Genomic DNA, 17553 nt, shown 5'->3' on the forward strand with positions numbered 1-17553 from the left:
CAAATCCAGAATCACCCGCCAGGGCAACACTTCCCCTTTCAGGGGCTTCCGGGGATCACCGCGCAGTGATCACCCAGCCATTCCTGAGCGCCGGGGAGACCTCCCTCCCCACGTCCGTGTCGCACTCCCGCGACGCGTCGTGATCACCGCGCTGACCAGCGGGAACCACCTCCACCACCCGCCCCCTCCGGTCCCCTAGCTTGGGAACCGGATCACCCGCACCGGGTGGCCGACCCGACCGGGAAAGGGGTGCGCGACCGTGCGGACCGAGGTGAAGCCGATGGCCCTGGCGAGGGCGGAACTGATCTTCTCCCTCTTCGACGCCGACGCCAGCGGCGAGCTGGAGATGACCGACTTCGACCTGATGGCCGACCGCGTGGACGCGGCGGCCTCGGGCTCGGAGATGTCCGACCGGCACGCCATGCGCGCGGCGCTGGCGAGCTGGTGGGAGGTGCTGGCCGACCACCTGGACGTGGACCGGGACGGCCGGATCACCCTGGACGAGTTCTGCGGCTGCGTGCTGTCGCCGGAGCGGTTCGAGGGCGCGGTCGAGGTGTTCGCCCGCGCGCTGGCCGTGCTGGGCGACCCGGACGGCGACGGCATGATCGAGCGGCCGAGGTTCCACGCGCTGATGACGGCGTTCGGCTTCAGCCCGGACAACATCGACGCGCTGTTCGACGCCTTCGAGCCCACCGACGACGACGAGGTCGAGGTGCGCACGTGGGAGTCTGCGATCAAGGACTACTACCGCCCCGACAAGGCGGGCATCGCGGGCGACCACCTGGTGCCCGCGCAGAGCAGGCGCTGACCCGTGGCCGCGACGGGACGGTCGGGGACGAGCGCCGAGCGGGCGATCGGTGAGGGCGTCAGTCGCACGGCGCTGCTGATCGCGGCGGCGCGCGCGATCGAGAGCACCCGTTCCGACGCGGTGGCGGTGGACCGGTACGCGGCGCACTTCGTCCGGGCGGAACCGAGCGCGGCGGGCTGGCCGCTGCGCTTCGAGGACGTGCCGGGCGGCGACGCGAACCCGTTGTGGAGCGGGGACGCCCGCTACCTCGGGCTGCGCACCAGGGTGTTCGACGACCACCTGCTGGAGGTGGCGCGGGCGGGGACGCGGCAGGTGGTGCTGGTGGCGGCCGGGCTGGACGCGCGGGCGCTGCGGCTGGACTGGCCCGCGGGCACCTCGGTGTTCGAGGTGGACCGGGAGCACGTGCTGGGGTTCAAGCAGCGGGTGCTGGACGAGGTGGGCGCGCGCCCGACCGCGCGGCGGGTCCCGGTGCCCGCGGACCTGGAGGACGACTGGCCGTCGGCGCTGCTGGAGGCCGGGCTGTCCCCGGACCGGCCGACGGCGTGGCTGGTGGAGGGCCTGTCCATGTACCTGTCACGGGCCGGGCTGCGCGCGCTGCTGCGCGACGTCACCAGGCTGTCCGCGCCCGCCAGCACGCTGGTGCTGGAGGTGAAGCCGGACTCGCACGCCCCACGCGATCCGGCGGCCCCGTTCTACGCCGAGGCGCGGACGGCGATCGACGTGGACCTGCCCGCGCTGTTCAACCACGACCCACGCCCGGACTCCGAGGCGGACCTGGTCCTGCTCGGCTGGACGGCGACGAGCAGGGGGAGCGGCGAGTACGCCGGGATCCACGGTCAGGCGGTCCCCAGCCCGGACGGGACGTTCGGCGACAACCGGTTCGTGTTCGCCAGGAAGCCGACCGTGCCGTTACCCCGGCTTACGGGGCCGGACGCTCAGCGGTAGGCGCTGAGAGCGCCTCTGCGCTGTTGAGCGGGGTGATCGTCGAGCCAATGCGTCGGCGTGCCGAAACCGTGGCTGGTCGATGAGGAGCCTGTGGCATCCGTTGCACGAGCTGCTGCTGGCCGAGTTGCAGGGGGCTAATCGGATCGGCTGGTCCCGCGCGGGGGTCGACTCCTGCCACGTGCGGGCGCTGAAAGGGGGCTACGAACTGGGCCGGCCCCGGTCGACCGGGGCCGGACGGGGCCCAAGCACCACCTGATCACCGACGGCTCAACTCATTCCGATAGGCGCTCTTAATCGGTATGTGCTCAGCCGGTGGGCACTGCGCGGTAGGCGTTCCGCCGGTGGTGCACGACCACGGCCACCGCGGCGGCGAGGAACACGGCCTGGAGCAGGGTGCGTGGCAGGAGTTGGTCGCCGAACGAGGGTGACAGCCCTTGCTGGGCCGCGTGGACGTTCGCCGGGAACATCACCACCAGCAGCACGCCCAGTCCGGCGGCGGCCCAGGGCGCGGTGCGCGTCCACAGCAGTCCGATCGCGCCCGCGAGTTCGAGCAGGCCGCTCACCGTGACCAGCAGGGCGGGCGCGGGCAGCGCGGGCGGGACCATGGCGATCAGCTCGTCGCGCATCCCGACGAAGTGCGATATCCCGGTGACCAGGAACATCGCCGCGAGCCCGCACCGCAGGGCGAACGACCAGTGCCGCCGCGAGGCGAGAAGGAGGAGCGAGACCACGACCAGGACAACAAACGGAACCACCACGACCTCCAGGGGGGCGATCCGACCAGAGCGCTCCGACCGGGGGGCTTCGACCGGGGGCTCGACCGGAGCATCTGACCGGAGCGTCCGACCGGAGCGTCTGACCGGAACCGTCCGATCGGAGCACCAAAACTTGCCACTGCAAAGATTGCCCCCGGCAGCCACATCTTGTCAATGACTAGATAGGCTGCGGGGCATGAGCCCGTACCACCACGGCGACCTGAGGCGAGCGGTGCTGGCCGCAGCGGTCACCGCGATCACCGAGAGCGGTCCGGCGGCGATCAGCCTGCGCGACCTGGCCCGTAGGGTCGGCGTCTCGCACGCGGGTCCGGTGCACCACTTCAAGGACAAGGCGGGGCTGCTGACCGCGCTGGCGACGGAGGGCTTCGTGCTCCTGTCGGACGCGCTGGCGGCGACCAGGGACGCGGGTGGCGACTTCACCGAGATCGGCGTGGCCTACGTGCGCTTCGCCGTGGAGCACCGGGCGCACTTCGAGGTGATGTTCCGCCCGGACCTCCACCGCCCGGACGACGAGGACCTGCGAACCGCGCAGGCGCGGGCGGGCGAGATCCTGGCGAGCGGCGCGGGCACGACCTCCGCACCCGACCCGGACACCGCGAAGGTCGCCGCGTGGTCGCTGGTCCACGGCTTCGCGACCCTGTGGAACACCGGTGCCCTGTCCCGACCGGGCGAGGACCCGGAAGCCCTGGCCAGGGCAGCGGCCCGCCTGCTGTTCCCCTGACCCGACATCCCCCTGCCCCGGCCTCCCACTGGCACGGTCTCCCCCGGCCCGGCCTCCGACTGGCACGGCCTCCCTCCGCCTGGCCTTCCCTCGGCCTGGCCTTCCCTCGGCCTGGCCTCCCTTTGCCCTGGCCTCCTCCGGCCCAGACCTCCCCTGCCCTGTTTTCCTGACCCATACCTCCCCCGCCCTGATGCTCCTGCTGGAGTTCTCCTGGGTGTGCTGGTCGGTCGTGCGGGGTCACACCTGCGCTCCGCCGTGGTTGCTGTGGTTGCCCTGCTGCAATTGCCCTGCCGCGGTTGGCGTGGTTGCCGCGGTTGTTGTGGGGTTGCCCTTGGGGGCAGTGGTGAGCGCGCGTGTGGCCGTTCCCCCGTACGGTGACCGGGCGTTCGAGCCGCAAGACACTGACGGTGATCTCCGCCCACGTGTCCTGGAGGCTCCGTGAAGGCCGAAGAACGGGTCGCCGAGTCGCAGCCGGGGGCAGCGCACAAGCCTCAGGTCAAGCAGGCCACGGCAGGCAGGGCAGCCGTGTCCGGCAAGGCGGGGCAGTCCGGTCAGCGGCACGGTGGGGTCGCTGCGGTGCAGCGGTTGCAGTTGGCCGCGGGGAACCGGGCCGTCGCTGGGGTCATGGGTGGCGGCGGTGGGGGTGGGCAGCGGGTCGAGGAGCGTGGGGCCGGCGGTGGGGCGGCGGAGGTCGAGGGGAACCTCGGGGTGTTCCAGGCCGAGGTCGCGGCGCGGCAGCACGTCGCCGCGCGGCACCCCTCGGCCGCCGCCGAGGCCGGCGAGGCGCAGCGGGCGGCCAAGGCGCCGGTCGACGACAAGGAGGCCCAGGGCAAGGTCGTCAACGCCGAGCGGATGGGCGCGGCGGAGCCTGGGGTGTTCGACCGGGCCGGGTTCGTGCGGGCGGTCGAGGAGGCGATCTCGGCGCAGGCTCCCCGGAACCTGGACGAGGCGGACGAGCTGGCCGGGTCGGGCAAGGTCGACGCGGTGCGGGAGCGGGTGCGCGGGCCGGTCGGCGAGGGGCGGGCCGCCGTCGCGGGGCCGCTCGAACGGGCCACCGCCGCCGCGCCCGACACGTCCGCCGCGCACGAGAAGCCGGTGACACCACTGGGCGCCGAGCGGCAGGCTCCCGCGCTGACCGCGCCCGACCCTGCCGGCGCGGTTCCGGCTCCGACGCCCGCCGCCGCGCTCGACCTGTCCGCCGGGCCGCGCGAGGTGGACGAGGAGCTGGCGCGCGCGGACGTCACCGACGAGCAGCTGGCGCGGGCGAACGAGCCCGAGTTCACCGGCGCGCTCGCGGCCAAGCGGGAGAGCGCCGAGCACGCGGAGGGCGCGCCGGGACGGGTGCGGGGCGCGGAGGCGGTGGCGCACGCGGACAGCAGGGCGTTCGCCGCGGGCCAGGGCTCGGCGGTGATGGCGGAGTTCTCGGCCGCCGGGAAGCGCGCGCACTCCGAGGTCGGCGCGGGCAAGCACGGCGCGAAGGACGCGGACGAGGCCGCTCGGGCGCGGGTGACCGCGACGTTGCAGAAGGTGTTCGACGGCACGCGCGCCGACGTGGAGAAGATCCTCGGCGACCTGGACGGGAAGGTCGACGCGCGGTTCACCGAGGGCGAGCGGGCGGCGCGGGCGGCGTTCAGCGCGGACCACGAGCGGCGCATGGACGCCTACAAGGAGAAGCGCTACTCCGGGATCGCGGGCAAGGCGCGGTGGGTGAAGGACAAGTTCGCCGGGCTGCCCGAGGAGGCCGGGCAGATCTTCGCGCGGTCGCGGGAGCTGTACGTGGCGCGGATGCGGCAGGTCGTCGGCGGGGTCGCGGACCTGGTCGGGGGTGAGCTGAACCGGGCGAAGCAGCGGGTTGCGGCGGGCAGGGCGCAGCTGCGCTCGGCGGTGGATTCGCTGGCGCCGGGCCTGCGCGTGATCGGCGGCCGGGCGGCGGCCGGGTTCGCGGAGCGGTTCGACGAGCTGGCCGGGACCGTGGACGCCAAGGGCGAGGCGCTGGTCCAGGCGGTGAGCGAGAAGTACCGGGGCGCGCTGGCGTCGGTCGACGAGGCGATCGAGGCAGAGCGGGCGGCGAACCAGGGGCTCGTGGCGAAGGCGAAGAACGCGGTCGTGGGCGTGGTCGGCACCGTGCTGGAGCTGAAGGACCTGCTGCTGGGGGTGCTGGCGAGGGCGGCGTCGGCGGTGGCGGCGATCCTGAAGGACCCGATCGGCTTCCTGGCGAACTTCGCGGCGGCGGTCGGCGCGGGCCTGCGCGGCTTCCTGGCGAACATCGCCGGCCACCTGCGCAAGGGCGTGCTGGACTGGCTGCTGGGCGCGCTGTCCTCGGCGGGCCTGCGGCTGCCGGAGAAGTTCGACCTGCGCGGCGTGCTCGGCATGGTCGGCGACCTGCTCGGCCTGACCTGGTCGGCGATCCGGGGCCGGGTCGTGGCGAAGGGCGTGCCGGAGCAGGCGGTGAGCGCGGCCGAGTCCTCGCTGCCGCTGGCGCGGAAGGTCCGGTCCGAGGGCATCGGCGGCGTGTGGGCCGAGGTGGAGGACCAGGTCGGCGACCTGAAGGGCGGACTGCTGGGCAAGATCAGCGCGTTCCTGCTGCCGACCGTGCTGGTCGCGGGCGTCACCTGGATCATCTCGCTGCTGAACCCGGCGTCGGCGTTCGCCAAGGCCGTGAAGGCGATCGTGGACCTGGTGTCGTTCGTGGTGGAGCGGGCGGGCCAGATCGCGCGGTTCGTGAACGCCGTGCTGGACGCGGTCGTCGCGGTGGCGGCGGGCGGCGGTGGCGGCGTCCCGGCGCTGATCGAGAACGCGCTGGCGATGTCGGTCCCGGTGCTGATCGGCGCACTGGCGGCCGTCCTGGGCATCGGCGGCCTGGCGTCGAAGGTGCGCGGTTTCGTCCAGTCCCTGGCGAAGCCGGTGAACAGGGCCGTGGACTGGGTGGTGGGGAAGGTCGTCACGGCGGCGAAGTCGTTGTGGGGGAAGGCGGAGGGCGCGTTCGGCCGGGGCGCGCCGGGCACCGCGAAGGGCAAGCCGGACCACGCGGCGGCGATCCGGGACGCGGAGCGGATGCTGGCCTCGAAACCGACGGCGGCTGCGGCGGTCGCGGCCACCACTGCTATCGGACACCGGCACGGGGTTCCAGCGAAACTGGTCACCGAGCGGGTGGACCACGCGGGTGAGCACGTGCACGTGCAGACCGCGCGGACCGGCGGGCACCTGCTCGAAAGGCTGGTCAGCCCGGAGGAGCTGCGCGCCCTGGTGCGGAAGGCCGTGCGCAACGCCTTCAGCGGGTCCGGCATGAACCGGTTGCGGAACAAGATGCGCAAAGCCCTCATCGAGAAGGGACACCTGATGGTCCCCAAGGGCCTGGCCTTCCCGGCTGGGGTCAGGGCGCTGTACCGCGCGGGCGTCCACATGGAGACCGATAAGAGGGTGGACCACACCGTCGGCTCGGGGAAGGGCGAGGTGCGGGTTTCCGAGCTGAAGACGAATGGGCGGACCAACGGCCTGGTCAACTACCTGGGCGCTTACCCCGCGGTGCTCAAGAAGCTGGAACTCGTGAAGAAGAGGTGCCGCCTCGACGACGCCGCGATCGCCGACGAGATGCGCATGTTCATCAAGACGGGGAACATGTCCCCCGCGGTCGACCCTAGGGCGCAGCGGATGCTCGGAAGGCTCGTCTACCTGGCGTTCCTGCGCGAGGGAACTCGCAACGACCGGGTCATAGCGCACAGCATGATGACGCTCGACCTCATCTCCAAGGGGGACTGGGACTTCAAGCACGCGCTGACGGGCTACACGAGGGAGGACGGCGGGCACCTAAGACCGGGCGGCGGGGGCGGACTCCCGATGTCCATGGAAGGCGCCGTCGCCGCGTCGAACGAGCTCGACCGGAACGCGATCGGCCTGCACTCGGACCTGGCGGGTGCGGAGCAGGCCAAGCTCGTGGCGAACAAACGCGAACTGGAGGAGCGGGAGTTCGAACTGGCGACCGACTGGTTGTCCGCCCACGCGGAGCGCGACCGCGAGTTCGCCAGGCTGAGCAAGAAGCAGTTGCTGGAGAAGCTGATGAGGGCGCTGCGTGACTTCTACGGCGGGTGAGGTCTTGACGGACAACAGTGTGCGCGTGCTGCTGGACCCGAGGGTGGAGCAGGAGGACGTGGAGGAGGCGTCGCTGGAACTACTGTGGTTGTTCTTGGAAGAGCGACCGCACACCGACAGCACGCCTCACGAGCACGTGTGGTTGGACGAGCTGTCCGAGGTCTACGCGCACTTCGTGCGCGACGACCTGCTGGGAGTGTCGTTCCTGCTGTTGCACGGTGACGACGTTCCAGAGGCCGAGCGGGCCGTGCGGGCGGTGCTGCCCACGGTGACCTTGGAGGAGGTGGTGGCCGCACTCGCCACGGCGAGCGACGACACGGAGCTGGTCAACGCGCTGCGGTTCCTCGCCGCCGCCCTGCCCGTCGAGACACCCGAGCTGGTGGGCCTGCTGACCGCCACCGCGCGAAGTGGCGCGGTCAACGCGCGCGGCGCTTTCGTCACAGCAGCGGCCTACCTCGAGTGGCCGCGACTGCTGGACGAGGTGGCACGACTGCGTGACGAGGACCCCGACCAGGGAGTTCGCGCGAACGCCGCGATCGTTCTGGACGCGATCGCCTGAGGACCGCCGGGGATGCGCGCGGGTTGCCCTGCCCCGGTTCGCGGAGCCGGTGCGGGGCAGGCTGCACTTCAGCAAGTCCGAGACCAGGGGGTTCGTCTGCTGAGCGGTTCCCCCGGCGACCACGCGGTCGCCGGGCGCTCGGGCGCCCTCGGCCGGCCAGCACCTCGTCCAGCCAGCGCTCGTACCAGGCCAGGAAGTCCTCGTCGCCCCAGACCTGCGCGACACTGGCGTCGAGGGAGGCGTCGAGCAGCCTGCCCCGGCACTGGCCGGTCACGATGAGCAGGGTGCAGTTCGCGCACCCCTGGTGCACGACGGAGATCGTGCCCCGGTACGGGTGGTCGTCGTCCTCCCAGGTGCCCTCCCACCACTCCTCGCGGTTGCGGCCCAGGTCGAAGGGGCTTTCCTGGGCAGGCCACTCCGGCTCGCCCAGGGACCACTCGTGCAGGGGGAGCACGCCGTAGTGCGGGCCCACACCGCCGTCGCCCAGTTCCAGCAGGAAGCGGCGGCAGGCCTGCGGGAGGGTGACGTTCTGCTCGCGTTCGAACGCCTGGACCTCGGCTTCCGACGCCGGTGGGTTCAGGTGGCCGCGCAGGGCGGTGGGCGCGACGGTTGCGGTGCGGCGGTCGTCCGCCCGCCTGGCCGTTGATTGAAAACGGTTGTCGTTTGTATTAGCTTCACGGGGTCCCACCTGTGCAGGCGGGGCTTCTGGAGGTGTTCGAAGACATGCGCGTGCGTGCGCCCTCGCGGTTCGTCGCCGGGCTGCTCGTGGTGGGGCTCGCGGTCAGCGGGTGCTCCGCGGGGGCCGGGCGGGGCGGTGGGGACGGGATCGCTGTGGTCACCACCACCGAGATCCTCGCCGACCTGGTGCGGAACGTTGGCGGGGAGCGGGTTCGGGTTGACTCGGTGGTGCCCGCCGGCGGGGATCCGCACTCGTACGAGCCGACGCCTGCCGACGTCAAGAAGGTCGTGGGGGCGCAGGTCGCGTTCACCAACCACCTGTTGCTGGAGGAGCAGCGGCTGATCAAGGCCATCGACGCCAACCTCGCGGACGGCGCGCCCAACGTGTCGCTCGCCGAATCGGCGGAGACGTACGGGGCCAACGTGATCCCGCTGGTTGAAGACGTCGGGCTGGACGTGCTGTGGCTCGGGCTTCGGGTTCGGGGGGACGGGAAGGAGCGGGGGGCCACCCGGACCTCCGAGGTTCGGCTCACGGCCACCGCCGTCGAGGGGCCGGGGAAGTTGGCGGTCTACCTCACCGAGTCGCTGGGCAAGCCGGTGCCCTACTTCGACTCCGGCGACGGGCTGTCCGAAGTGGACTCCACGACGTTGCCGCCCGCCGCGCACACGCACCTGAACTGGGCGTTCACCGAACCCGGCGTCTACCGGTTGACGTTGAGCGCGGCACTGGTCAACGACGGGGGCGCGCCCGCGCCGCTCGGGGAGGACACCTTCACCTTCGCGGTCGGGGTCAACCCCGCCGAGACCGGGAAGACCGTGCTGAGCAAGGGGCACACCGACCTGACCGTCGACCTGGACAGCGGTGAGCTGTACACGTTCAACGACGAGGGGGGTGGAACGGCCCAGCACGTCGTCGCGGCTCGGGACGCGGTGATCGAGGTGCCCAACAAGACGCTCAGCGCGGTCCCCGACGATCCCCGGTTCGGGTTCCTCGGGACGCCCGGCGCGCAGGTGCACCAGCTGCCGCAGGCGGTGCTGGGCAAGCACGTGCACGGCGAGATCGACCCGCACCTGTGGCAGGACGTGCGCAACGCGCGCGCCTACGTGGAGCTGATCCGCGACACGCTGCGCACCGCCGATCCAGCGAACGCGCAGGAGTACGAGCGGAACGCGCGCGAGTACGCGGCCGAGCTGGACGCGCTCGACGGCGAGGTCAGGGAGACCATCGCGAGCGTGCCCGCCGACCGGCGGCAGCTGATCACCACGCACGACGGGTTCGGGTACCTCGCCAGCGCTTACGACCTGACCGTGGCCGGTTTCGTGGTGCCGAACCCGGCGCAGGAGCCGAGCGTCGAGGACGTGCGGAAGTTGACCGGGACGGTGCGGAACCTGGGGGTGCGCGCGGTGTTCACCGAGCCGAACCTCGCGCAGCGCGCCTCGGTGCTGAACCAGGTGGCCGCGGACCAGGGGGTCGAGGTGTGCCTGCTGTACGGGGACGCGTTCGACCAGCGGGTGCGCGACTACGCGAACATGATGCGGCACAACGCGAAGGAGGTCGCCCGGTGTCTCGGCTGATCGCGGCGGCAACAGCGGCAGCGGCGGCAGCAGCGGTGGCGATGGCTGCCATCGCGCCCGCGGCACAGGCACAGGCGCAGGGCGGCACGCGGGTGGTGATCGCCGACGGGCACGTCGACCTCGGACCGCGCGTGGTGGACGGGAAGTGGGTCGTGCAGCTGCGCGACGACAGCGGCGCGGAGGCGGTGTGGCGGGAACCCGGTGACGTGGTGCTGCACGTCCCGGACTCGGCCAGGACCGTCGTCCCGGACGACCCGGCGTACGCGTTCCTCGGCGCGGCGGGCAGCGAGGTGTGGGTGCTCCCGCAGGCGCAGAGCGCGGGTGTGGTCTGGCCCGGCTGGAACACGCAGGACCCGAGCATCGCCGGGTCGGGCGGGCGAGAGGTGGACTGGCGGCTGCACGGGGTGACCGGGCCGGGCGGGTTCGAGCTGTTCCTCAACGGGAACTTCGGCAAGCCCGAGGTGGTGTTCAGCAGTGCCAAGGGGTTCCCGCAGGAGACCGGGGTGGAGCTGGGCACGCACGCGCACGGGAACTGGGTGTTCGGCGCGCCCGGCTCGTACGCGCTCGACGTGGAGATGGCGGCGTCCGACGGGCGCGCCGACCGGGCGGTGCTCCGGGTTCACGTCGGGGGCGGGGCCCCGGACGCGGCGTTCGCGGTCACCCCGCCCAGCGGTGAAGCGCCCACCGGAGAGGAGAACGCAGGTGGGGAAAGCGCAGGCGGAGAGCAGGAGCAGACCCCGTGGCCCTGGATCGGCGGCGCGGTGGCCGCGGTGCTGGTGATCGGGTTCCTGGTGCGGCGCAAGGTGGTGGGGTCCCGTGGGTGACCCGGTGATCCGCGTGGTGGGCGCCAGCGTGCGCCTCGGCGGTCGGGAAGTGCTGTCGGACGTGGACTTCGAGCTGCGCGGCGGTGAGCTGGTCGGGCTGATCGGGCCCAACGGGGCCGGGAAGACCACGCTGCTGCGCACCGTCCTCGGCCTGCTGCCGCTGGAGAGCGGGAGCGTGGAGGTGCACGGGCGCAGCGCGCGGCGCGCCCAGGGGTCGGTGGGGTACGTGCCGCAGCGGCACGAGTTCGCCTGGGACTTCCCCATCACCGTCGCGGGCGCGGTCGCCACCGGGCGCACGCACCTGCGCGGGCTGCTGCGCCGCCGGAGCGCGGACGACCTGGCCGCGGTGGGGCAGGCGCTGGAGCGGGTCGGCATGAGCGACCTGGCGGGCAGGCCGGTCGGCGAGCTGTCCGGCGGGCAGCGGCAGCGGGTGCTGGTGGCGCGGGCGCTCGCGCTGCGGCCGGGGACGCTGCTGCTGGACGAGCCGTTCACCGGCATCGACGTGCCCACGCAGGAGTTGTTGAGCGGGCTGCTCGCGCAGCTCCGGGACGAGGGGGTGGCGGTGCTGATGACCACGCACGACCTGGCCGCCGCGACCGCGCTGTGCAGCCGGTTGTGCCTGCTGAACCGCACCGTCGTCGCGGACGGCGAGCCGAAGGCGCTGGCGGACACGGACATCTGGCTGCGCACGTTCGGCCTGGACCGGGCCGAGCAGCTGCTGCGGTCGCTGGGGGTGGGGCGGTGAGCGCCGTGGAGTTCCTGACCGCGCCGTGGGAGTACGACTTCTGGCGGCGGGCGCTGCTGGTGGCGCTGCTGTCCGGCGTGGTGTGCGGGGTGATCGGCAGCCACGTCGTGCTGCGCGGCATGGCGTTCATCGGGGACGCGGTGGCGCACTCGGTGTTCCCCGGCGTGGCGATCGCGTTCGTGCTGGGCGTGGACCTGGTGCTCGGCGGCGCGGTGGCCGGGGTGATCACGGCGCTGCTGGTCGCGGTGTTCGCGCAGAACCGGCGGCTCAAGGAGGACTCGGTCATCGGGATCTTCTTCGCGGGCGCGTTCGGGCTCGGCATCGTCATCCTGAGCACCGCGCCCGGTTACGGCGGGTCGCTGGAGTCGTTCCTGTTCGGCTCGATCCTGGGCATCAGCGACTCGGACGTCGTCGCGGTCGCGGTGATCGGGGCGCTCCTGCTGCTGTGCGCGGCGGTGCTGAACGGCAGGCTCACGGCGGTGGCGCTGGACCGGGAGCAGGCGCGCGCGGTCGGGTTCCCGGTGTTCTGGCTGGACCTCGCGCTGTACGTGATGGTGACGCTGGCGATCGTGATCTCGTTGCAGGCGGTCGGGAACGTGCTGGTGCTGGCGCTGCTGGTGACGCCTGCGGCGGCGGCGCGGCTGCTGACCGACCGGTTGGGCGCGATGGTCGTGCTGGCCCCGGTGATCGGCGCGGGCGGGAGCCTGCTGGGGCTGTACCTGTCGTACGCGTTCGACCTCGCCGCCGGTGGGCTGATCGTGCTGGCGCTGACCGGGATCTTCCTGCTGTGCTGGTTCTTCGCGCCCCGGCACGGCGTGCTCTCCCGGCTACGCCAGGGGAAGCGGCCCGCCTCGGTGTGAGGCGAGCACGGGCTCGGTGCGCTCCAGCGCCTCCACGAGGTCCGCGAGCAGGGCCGGTGGGACGGCGCCCGCGTCGAGCCCGCACTCCCCCACCAGCGCGGCCAGCTCGGCGACCTGGCGGGCGGTGAGGTGCTCGCGGGCCCGCTCGTGCGCGAGCACCTCGCGGGCCGCGTAGCCGTCGCGGGTGGCGACCGGGAGCAGGCGCGCGGTGATCTCGGCCGCCGCGCGGTCGTCCACGTCGATCGTCGACAGGCCCAGGCGGGTGTGGAACACCGCGAGGCCGGGGGCGGTGACGTCCAGCGGCGGCACGGGCGTGCCGGGCAGGTGGCGGGCGGTGAGGCAGGCGGTCACGGCGGTCTCCCACCGCTCCCCCGGCTCGGTCGCCGCGAGCAGGGCCAGCGCGCCGTCCACGTCACCGCGCTCGGCGCGCGCGAGGACGGCGACCTGGCGGTCCTCCAGCATCCGGGTCCCGGTCGCGCCCTGGAGCGCCAGCCACTCGTGCGCGTCCGCCCAGCGGCCCTCGGCGGCGTGCGCGCGGACGGCGATGGCGCGCAGGTTGCGGCGCAGCCACTCCACGATCTCGCGCCGGGTGCCCGGCGAGTCCAGCAGGTCGGCCGGGAGCGCGACGCCCCGCACGTCGGTTGCCGCGCCCGTCCCGACGGCGGTGACCAGGCCGTCCATCAGGGCGAACGCCGCCGCGCCCTCGTCGGCGCGCAGGTGCAGGCGGGCCAGGTTCGTGACCGGGGCCAGCGCGAGGCGGGCCGCCGGGGCGTCCAGCGGGTGCGGGCGCAGGCCGAGCTCCAGCTGCCGCAGGCACCAGCGGGCGGCCAGGTCGGGCGCGCCGCAGTCGGAGGCGATGAGCGCGGCCTGGTTGTGCACGGCTGCCGCGTCGACGGCCACGCCGGTGCGTGCCGCCTCGCGGGCCTGGGCGCGCAGCTCGGCGACCCGAGGGGGCAGCGGCGTGCAGGCCGGGCGGCGCTGGGCGAGCAGCGGGAAGCGGCGGGTGAGCGCGTCGGGCCGGGGCCGCGCGCCGTCGCCGACGAGCGGGGGGCCGTCGGCGACGTTGTTGAGAGTCGTTGTCATCACGCGGACCCTAGCGGGGCGCGGTGGCAACCTCCGCGTCCAGGGGCCGCTGTCACCCGTCCAGGCAGTCAGTGCTGGTGGGAGTGGGCTTCGAGGTTGTCCCACGCGGGCAGCGGGTCGGGGTAGCGGCGCCACGCGGTGGGGCCCTCGGCCAGTTCGGCGTCGGTGAGCAGCACCGGGTCGAGGCGGCGGCGCGGCTCGTCCACGTCGAGCCCGACGCCGATGAACACCAGCTCCTGGCGGGCGGTGTGGCCGTCGATCCGCTCACCGGGCTCGATGGTGAGGTGCGGACCGGCCTGGGACCACACCGCGACGGTGTGCGGGCGGCTGGCCAGGTGGCAGAAGCCCTTGCTGCGCACCACGCCCTCCCAGTCGGCGAGCGCGTCGGCCAGGCGGGCCGGGTGGAACGGGCGGTCGGCGCGGTAGGTGACCGAGCGGATGCCGTACTCCTCGGTCTCCGGGGTGTGTGAGCCCGCCAGCTCCTCGGCCCAGCCGGGCGAGGTGGCGGCGGTGACCGGGTCGTAGCGGCCGGTGTCCAGCACCTCGGCCAGGTCGACGGCGCCGCGGGTGGAGCGGACCAGGCGTGCGCCAGGGTTGAGCTTGCGCAGCAGGCCCTCGGTGGTCGCCAACCGCTCGGGCGCGACGAGGTCGGTCTTGTTGAGCACCAGCACGTCCGCGAACTCGACCTGGTCGACCAGCAGGTCGGAGATGCCGCGCTCGTCGCCCTCCTCGGCCTCCATGCCGCGCTCGTCCAGCCGGTCGCCGCGCTCGACCTCGGCCAGGAACGTGGCGGCGTCGACCACGGTGACGGTGGTGTCCAGGCGGGCGTGGTCGGACAGGCTCGTGCCGTCCTCGAAGGTCCACTCGAAGGTCGCGGCGACCGGCATGGGCTCGGAGATGCCGGTGGACTCGATGAGGATGGTGTCGAAGCGGCCCTCGCGGGCGAGTTCGCCCACGCTCTCCAGGAGGTCCTCGCGCAGGGTGCAGCAGATGCACCCGTTGGTCAGCTCCACCAGGCGCTCGCCGCCCCGGCCCCTGACCAGGGAGGCGTCGATGTTGACCTCGCTCATGTCGTTGACGACCACGGCGACGCGGCGGCCGTCGCGGTTGGCGAGGACGTGGTTGAGCAGGGTGGTCTTGCCCGCGCCGAGGAATCCGGAGAGCACGGTGACGGGGACGCGGGGGTCCGGGTGCGCGTTCATGGTCCTGGTTCTTGTTGGTGGGTCAGGGTTTCGCGGCGGCGGCGACGCGCAGCGCGCGGATCTTGCGGCGGACGTGCCAGAGGGCCAGCAGGATGGCGGCCAGCAGGAGCAGGGTGGCGATCGTGGTCCAGGACCACGCCCAGGTGGTGGTCTCGGCGACGCCGGGGTCGACCGCGCCCGCGAGGGTCTGGCCCGCGGAGGCCACGGGGTCGGCGGTGACGCGCACGTCCAGGGGGCCGAGCGGCCACACCCCGGTGACGGTGCGGGTGAGCGTGATGGCGTTGCCGGGCAGCAGTTCCGGCAGCGGGTCGTCGGCGGCGGTGACCTCGCCGAGGCCGAAGAGCCCTTGCGCGGCGACTGAAGGGCGCAGGGTCAGGCGGACGTTGCCCTGGTTGACGACGGTGTAGGTGACGTCCAGCTCGCCGGGCCCCGCCGGGTTGAGCGAGGCGCGGTAGGTGGCGGACAGCGACTCGACGCCGACCGCCGGGGTGACGGCGCCCGCGACGCGCGCGTAGACGCGGGCGCCCACGCGGCGCTCGACCTGCACGTCCGAGCCGGTGGTCAGCGCGGCCACCACGCCGCCGACGCGGTCGCCGGGCTCGGCGTCGGCGGGGACGGTGAGGCTGAACGGGACCACGACCACCTGGCGCGGCGGCACGGTGACCTCGGTGGTGGGCAAGGTGATCCAGCGGCCCACGGACGACGAGGGCTCGTCGCGGGCCAGCAGGTCGAACCCGCCGGTGTCGGTGTTGACCGCGTCGCCCGCGTACAGGTCCACGGTCAGCTCGGCGTCGCCCAGGTTGCGCACCGCGAGGTGGTCGTCGTAGCGCATCCCCGGCTCCACCACGTACTCGAAGCCGGGACGACCGTCCGGGCCGTCGGCCTTGGCCGGGCTGACCGACCAGGTCTGCCTGCCCTCGGACGCGGACGCGGGCGCGGACGCGGACGCGGGTTGGGCGTGCGCGGGCACGGGGATCAGCGCGGCGGTCAGGAAGGCGACGAGCGTCGCGGCACGGGCGGGTCTCACCAGGTCTCCAGCGGGGGTAAGCACGGGCGCGGGCCCACCGGGATCGGCGGGCCCGCGTCCTGATCAGTTGTCGTGCGCGGTGATCACCCAGGGGCGGCTCAGATGGCCGTGAGGATGAGCATCGCCCGGTACGCGCCCGGAGTGGTGTCCACCGGGACGTCCAGCTTCAGGTCCGCGCCCAGCTGCGCGACGCCGCGACCGGCGCCTGCCGCCGCCTTGCCGAGCTCGGAGGTCGCGCCGACACCGTTGCCGCTGGTGAAGCCGGACTCCTTGGGAGCGCCGGGGGTCACCGTCTGCCCCTGGGAGGACGAGACCACGGTGGGCGTCCAGCCGAGGTGGAAGCCGCCGAGGACCTGGCCGTCGACGGTGGTGAAGGACCGCACGCGGCCGGTGGCGCTCCAGCCGGGGTTCTCCGAGCGGGTGTCGGTGACCGTGATCGGCTTGAGGGCGCCGGTCGCGCGGTAGCGGTCGGCCTCCGCGGTGAGGGCCAGCTCGCCCAGGTCGACCTCGCGGTTCTCCGGGGCGACGCTGACGGTCAGCGCGCCCTGCTGCTCGGTCAGGGTGGCGGTGATGGTGGGGCCGTTGACCGGGTCGTTGCCGTGGTCGTCGACGTCGATGACGACCGGCGCGGACTCGGCGAGCACCTTGTGGTCGTGGTCGTAGAGCTTGACCATGACCTCGCGGTTGTCGTCGGCGGTGCGGACGACGAAGCCGTACCTGCCGGACAGCGCGCCGGGGACGACGCTCCAGTCGGTCTCGCCCTGGGCGCGGGTGAACCAGTGGTAGTGGTCCTCGCCCGTGGCGGGCTCCTGCACGGCGGTCAGGTTCGCGACGCCGCCCGCGTGGTAGTGCCCGGCCAGGCCCGAGATGCTGAGCTTGGTGGCGACGGGCTCGTTCGGCTCGGGCTGCTGGCTCGGCAGGTCCTCGGCGACGCGGAAGGTGTACGTCACCGGGGCGAGGTCGACCGGGGTCGCGTTGGGCGGGGCGACGGTGGCGCGCACGGCCACCGCGTAGTCGCCCTGCTCGGTGAAGCCCCAGTTGACGTGCTCGTGGTCGGCGGCGCTGGTGAACGACTTCGGGCCGCCGTCGGCGGAGGCCAGGAAGGCGTTCGGGCCGTCCTCGCCGTTCTGCCACAGCGCGAACGCGCCGGGGCCGGTCACGCCGTCCAGGGTGTAGGTGACCGAGGTGCCCTGCGGGACGTTCGAGCTGTAGCCGAAGCCCGCGAACACCTGACCCGCCTGGGAGGTCTGCGGCAGCAGGTAGTAGGTCTCGCCCTGCGCCTTCCAGCCGGGCAGCGACGCGATGGCGGCGCTGACCGTGCGGGAGGCCACCGACGGCTTGGCGTGCACCACGAGGTTCTCGGGCGCGACGGCGCCGGTGGAGGTGTGGGCGCCCAGGGAGTAGGTCGAGTTCTGGGCGTCGACGTGGAACAGGTCGACGTGGCCGTCGGAGACGACCTGCCTCGCGTCCTGGGCGACGGCGACGCCGCCCAGGGAGCCGAGGGCGAGGCCCAGGGCGGTCATCGACGCCACGGCCGCGTAGCGGCGCTTGCGGTGCCGGGTCTGCACTGCGTTCAAGTCCGTTTCCTTGGTTCTGGCCGGTTCTTCGGGGTGACCGGCGCGGTGGGGACGGGTGGTGCCGGAGGGGTCGCGCGGCTCCTT

14 protein-coding genes and 1 pseudogene are annotated in these 17553 nt (G+C 73.2%); 9 read left to right on the forward strand and 6 right to left on the reverse strand.

What is annotated here, in order from left to right:
- Positions 1-259 precede the first annotated feature (259 nt).
- The gene (locus tag AMIR_RS23665) at positions 260-808 is read left to right on the forward strand and encodes an EF-hand domain-containing protein (RefSeq protein ID WP_205590321.1); all 549 of its coding nucleotides are present in this window, start codon (positions 260-262) and stop codon (positions 806-808) included.
- Between the two features lie 3 nt (positions 809-811).
- The gene (locus AMIR_RS23670; protein WP_015803477.1) at positions 812-1753 is read left to right on the forward strand and encodes an SAM-dependent methyltransferase; all 942 of its coding nucleotides are present in this window, start codon (positions 812-814) and stop codon (positions 1751-1753) included.
- 305 nt (positions 1754-2058) lie between these two features.
- Here AMIR_RS23670 and AMIR_RS23675 read toward each other — a convergent pair whose 3' ends face one another.
- Positions 2059-2508: a DoxX family protein gene (locus AMIR_RS23675; protein ID WP_015803479.1), complete on the reverse strand. Its 450-nt coding sequence runs from the start codon at positions 2506-2508 to the stop codon at positions 2059-2061.
- A gap of 196 nt (positions 2509-2704) precedes the next feature.
- Here AMIR_RS23675 and AMIR_RS23680 point away from each other — a divergent pair, with 196 nt between their 5' ends.
- From AMIR_RS23680 to AMIR_RS23690, 3 genes are all read left to right on the forward strand, one after another.
- On the forward strand, positions 2705-3250 hold the full coding sequence (locus tag AMIR_RS23680) for a TetR/AcrR family transcriptional regulator (RefSeq protein WP_015803480.1): 546 nt from the start codon (positions 2705-2707) through the stop codon (positions 3248-3250).
- Between the two features lie 438 nt (positions 3251-3688).
- Positions 3689-7339: a phage tail protein gene (locus tag AMIR_RS36135; protein ID WP_015803481.1), complete on the forward strand. Its 3651-nt coding sequence runs from the start codon at positions 3689-3691 to the stop codon at positions 7337-7339.
- Positions 7340-7343: 4 nt separating this feature from the next.
- Positions 7344-7898 (forward strand): hypothetical protein, encoded by a 555-nt coding sequence (locus AMIR_RS23690; protein WP_143760866.1) that lies wholly within the window; start codon positions 7344-7346, stop codon positions 7896-7898.
- A 298-nt stretch (positions 7899-8196) separates the two neighbouring features.
- Here the strand turns inward: AMIR_RS23690 and AMIR_RS43295 are convergent.
- Positions 8197-8586 (reverse strand): annotated as a pseudogene (locus AMIR_RS43295) (SMI1/KNR4 family protein); the annotation flags it as partial.
- Between the two features lie 35 nt (positions 8587-8621).
- Here AMIR_RS43295 and AMIR_RS23700 point away from each other — a divergent pair.
- The 4 genes from AMIR_RS23700 to AMIR_RS23715 are packed head-to-tail and all read left to right on the forward strand — an operon-like array spanning position 8622 to position 12580.
- Positions 8622-10151, forward strand: coding sequence for an anchored repeat ABC transporter, substrate-binding protein (locus AMIR_RS23700; protein ID WP_015803483.1), 1530 nt, complete (start codon positions 8622-8624; stop codon positions 10149-10151).
- Positions 10139-10975 carry a TIGR03773 family transporter-associated surface protein gene (locus AMIR_RS23705; RefSeq protein ID WP_015803484.1) on the forward strand — a complete coding sequence of 279 codons (837 nt, stop codon included), beginning with the start codon at positions 10139-10141 and terminating at the stop codon, positions 10973-10975. Before AMIR_RS23700 ends, AMIR_RS23705 begins: the two co-directional genes overlap by 13 nt.
- A complete protein-coding gene (locus tag AMIR_RS23710) occupies positions 10968-11720 on the forward strand; it encodes an anchored repeat-type ABC transporter ATP-binding subunit (RefSeq protein WP_015803485.1) in 753 nt (250 codons plus the stop codon). The genes AMIR_RS23705 and AMIR_RS23710 overlap by 8 nt, the downstream gene beginning before the upstream one ends.
- Positions 11717-12580, forward strand: a complete 864-nt coding sequence (locus tag AMIR_RS23715) for an anchored repeat-type ABC transporter permease subunit (RefSeq protein WP_015803486.1) — start codon at positions 11717-11719, stop codon at positions 12578-12580. The genes AMIR_RS23710 and AMIR_RS23715 overlap by 4 nt, the downstream gene beginning before the upstream one ends.
- Here the strand turns inward: AMIR_RS23715 and AMIR_RS23720 are convergent.
- The 4 genes from AMIR_RS23720 to AMIR_RS23735 form a co-directional block, all read right to left on the reverse strand.
- Entirely contained in the window at positions 12548-13663 is a 1116-nt protein-coding gene (locus AMIR_RS23720; protein WP_015803487.1) for a hypothetical protein, read from the reverse strand. The two genes, AMIR_RS23715 and AMIR_RS23720, sit on opposite strands and share 33 nt — an antisense overlap.
- A 68-nt stretch (positions 13664-13731) precedes the next feature.
- A complete protein-coding gene (locus tag AMIR_RS23725) occupies positions 13732-14865 on the reverse strand; it encodes a GTP-binding protein (protein ID WP_015803488.1) in 1134 nt (377 codons plus the stop codon).
- Positions 14866-14887: 22 nt separating this feature from the next.
- Positions 14888-15892 (reverse strand): WxL protein peptidoglycan domain-containing protein, encoded by a 1005-nt coding sequence (locus AMIR_RS23730; RefSeq protein ID WP_015803489.1) that lies wholly within the window; start codon positions 15890-15892, stop codon positions 14888-14890.
- A gap of 98 nt (positions 15893-15990) precedes the next feature.
- The gene (locus tag AMIR_RS23735; RefSeq protein WP_049796954.1) at positions 15991-17460 is read right to left on the reverse strand and encodes a choice-of-anchor M domain-containing protein; all 1470 of its coding nucleotides are present in this window, start codon (positions 17458-17460) and stop codon (positions 15991-15993) included.
- Positions 17461-17553 lie beyond the last annotated feature (93 nt).

The sequence above is a fragment of the Actinosynnema mirum DSM 43827 genome, assembly GCF_000023245.1.
In the GTDB taxonomy this organism is placed as follows: domain Bacteria; phylum Actinomycetota; class Actinomycetes; order Mycobacteriales; family Pseudonocardiaceae; genus Actinosynnema; species Actinosynnema mirum.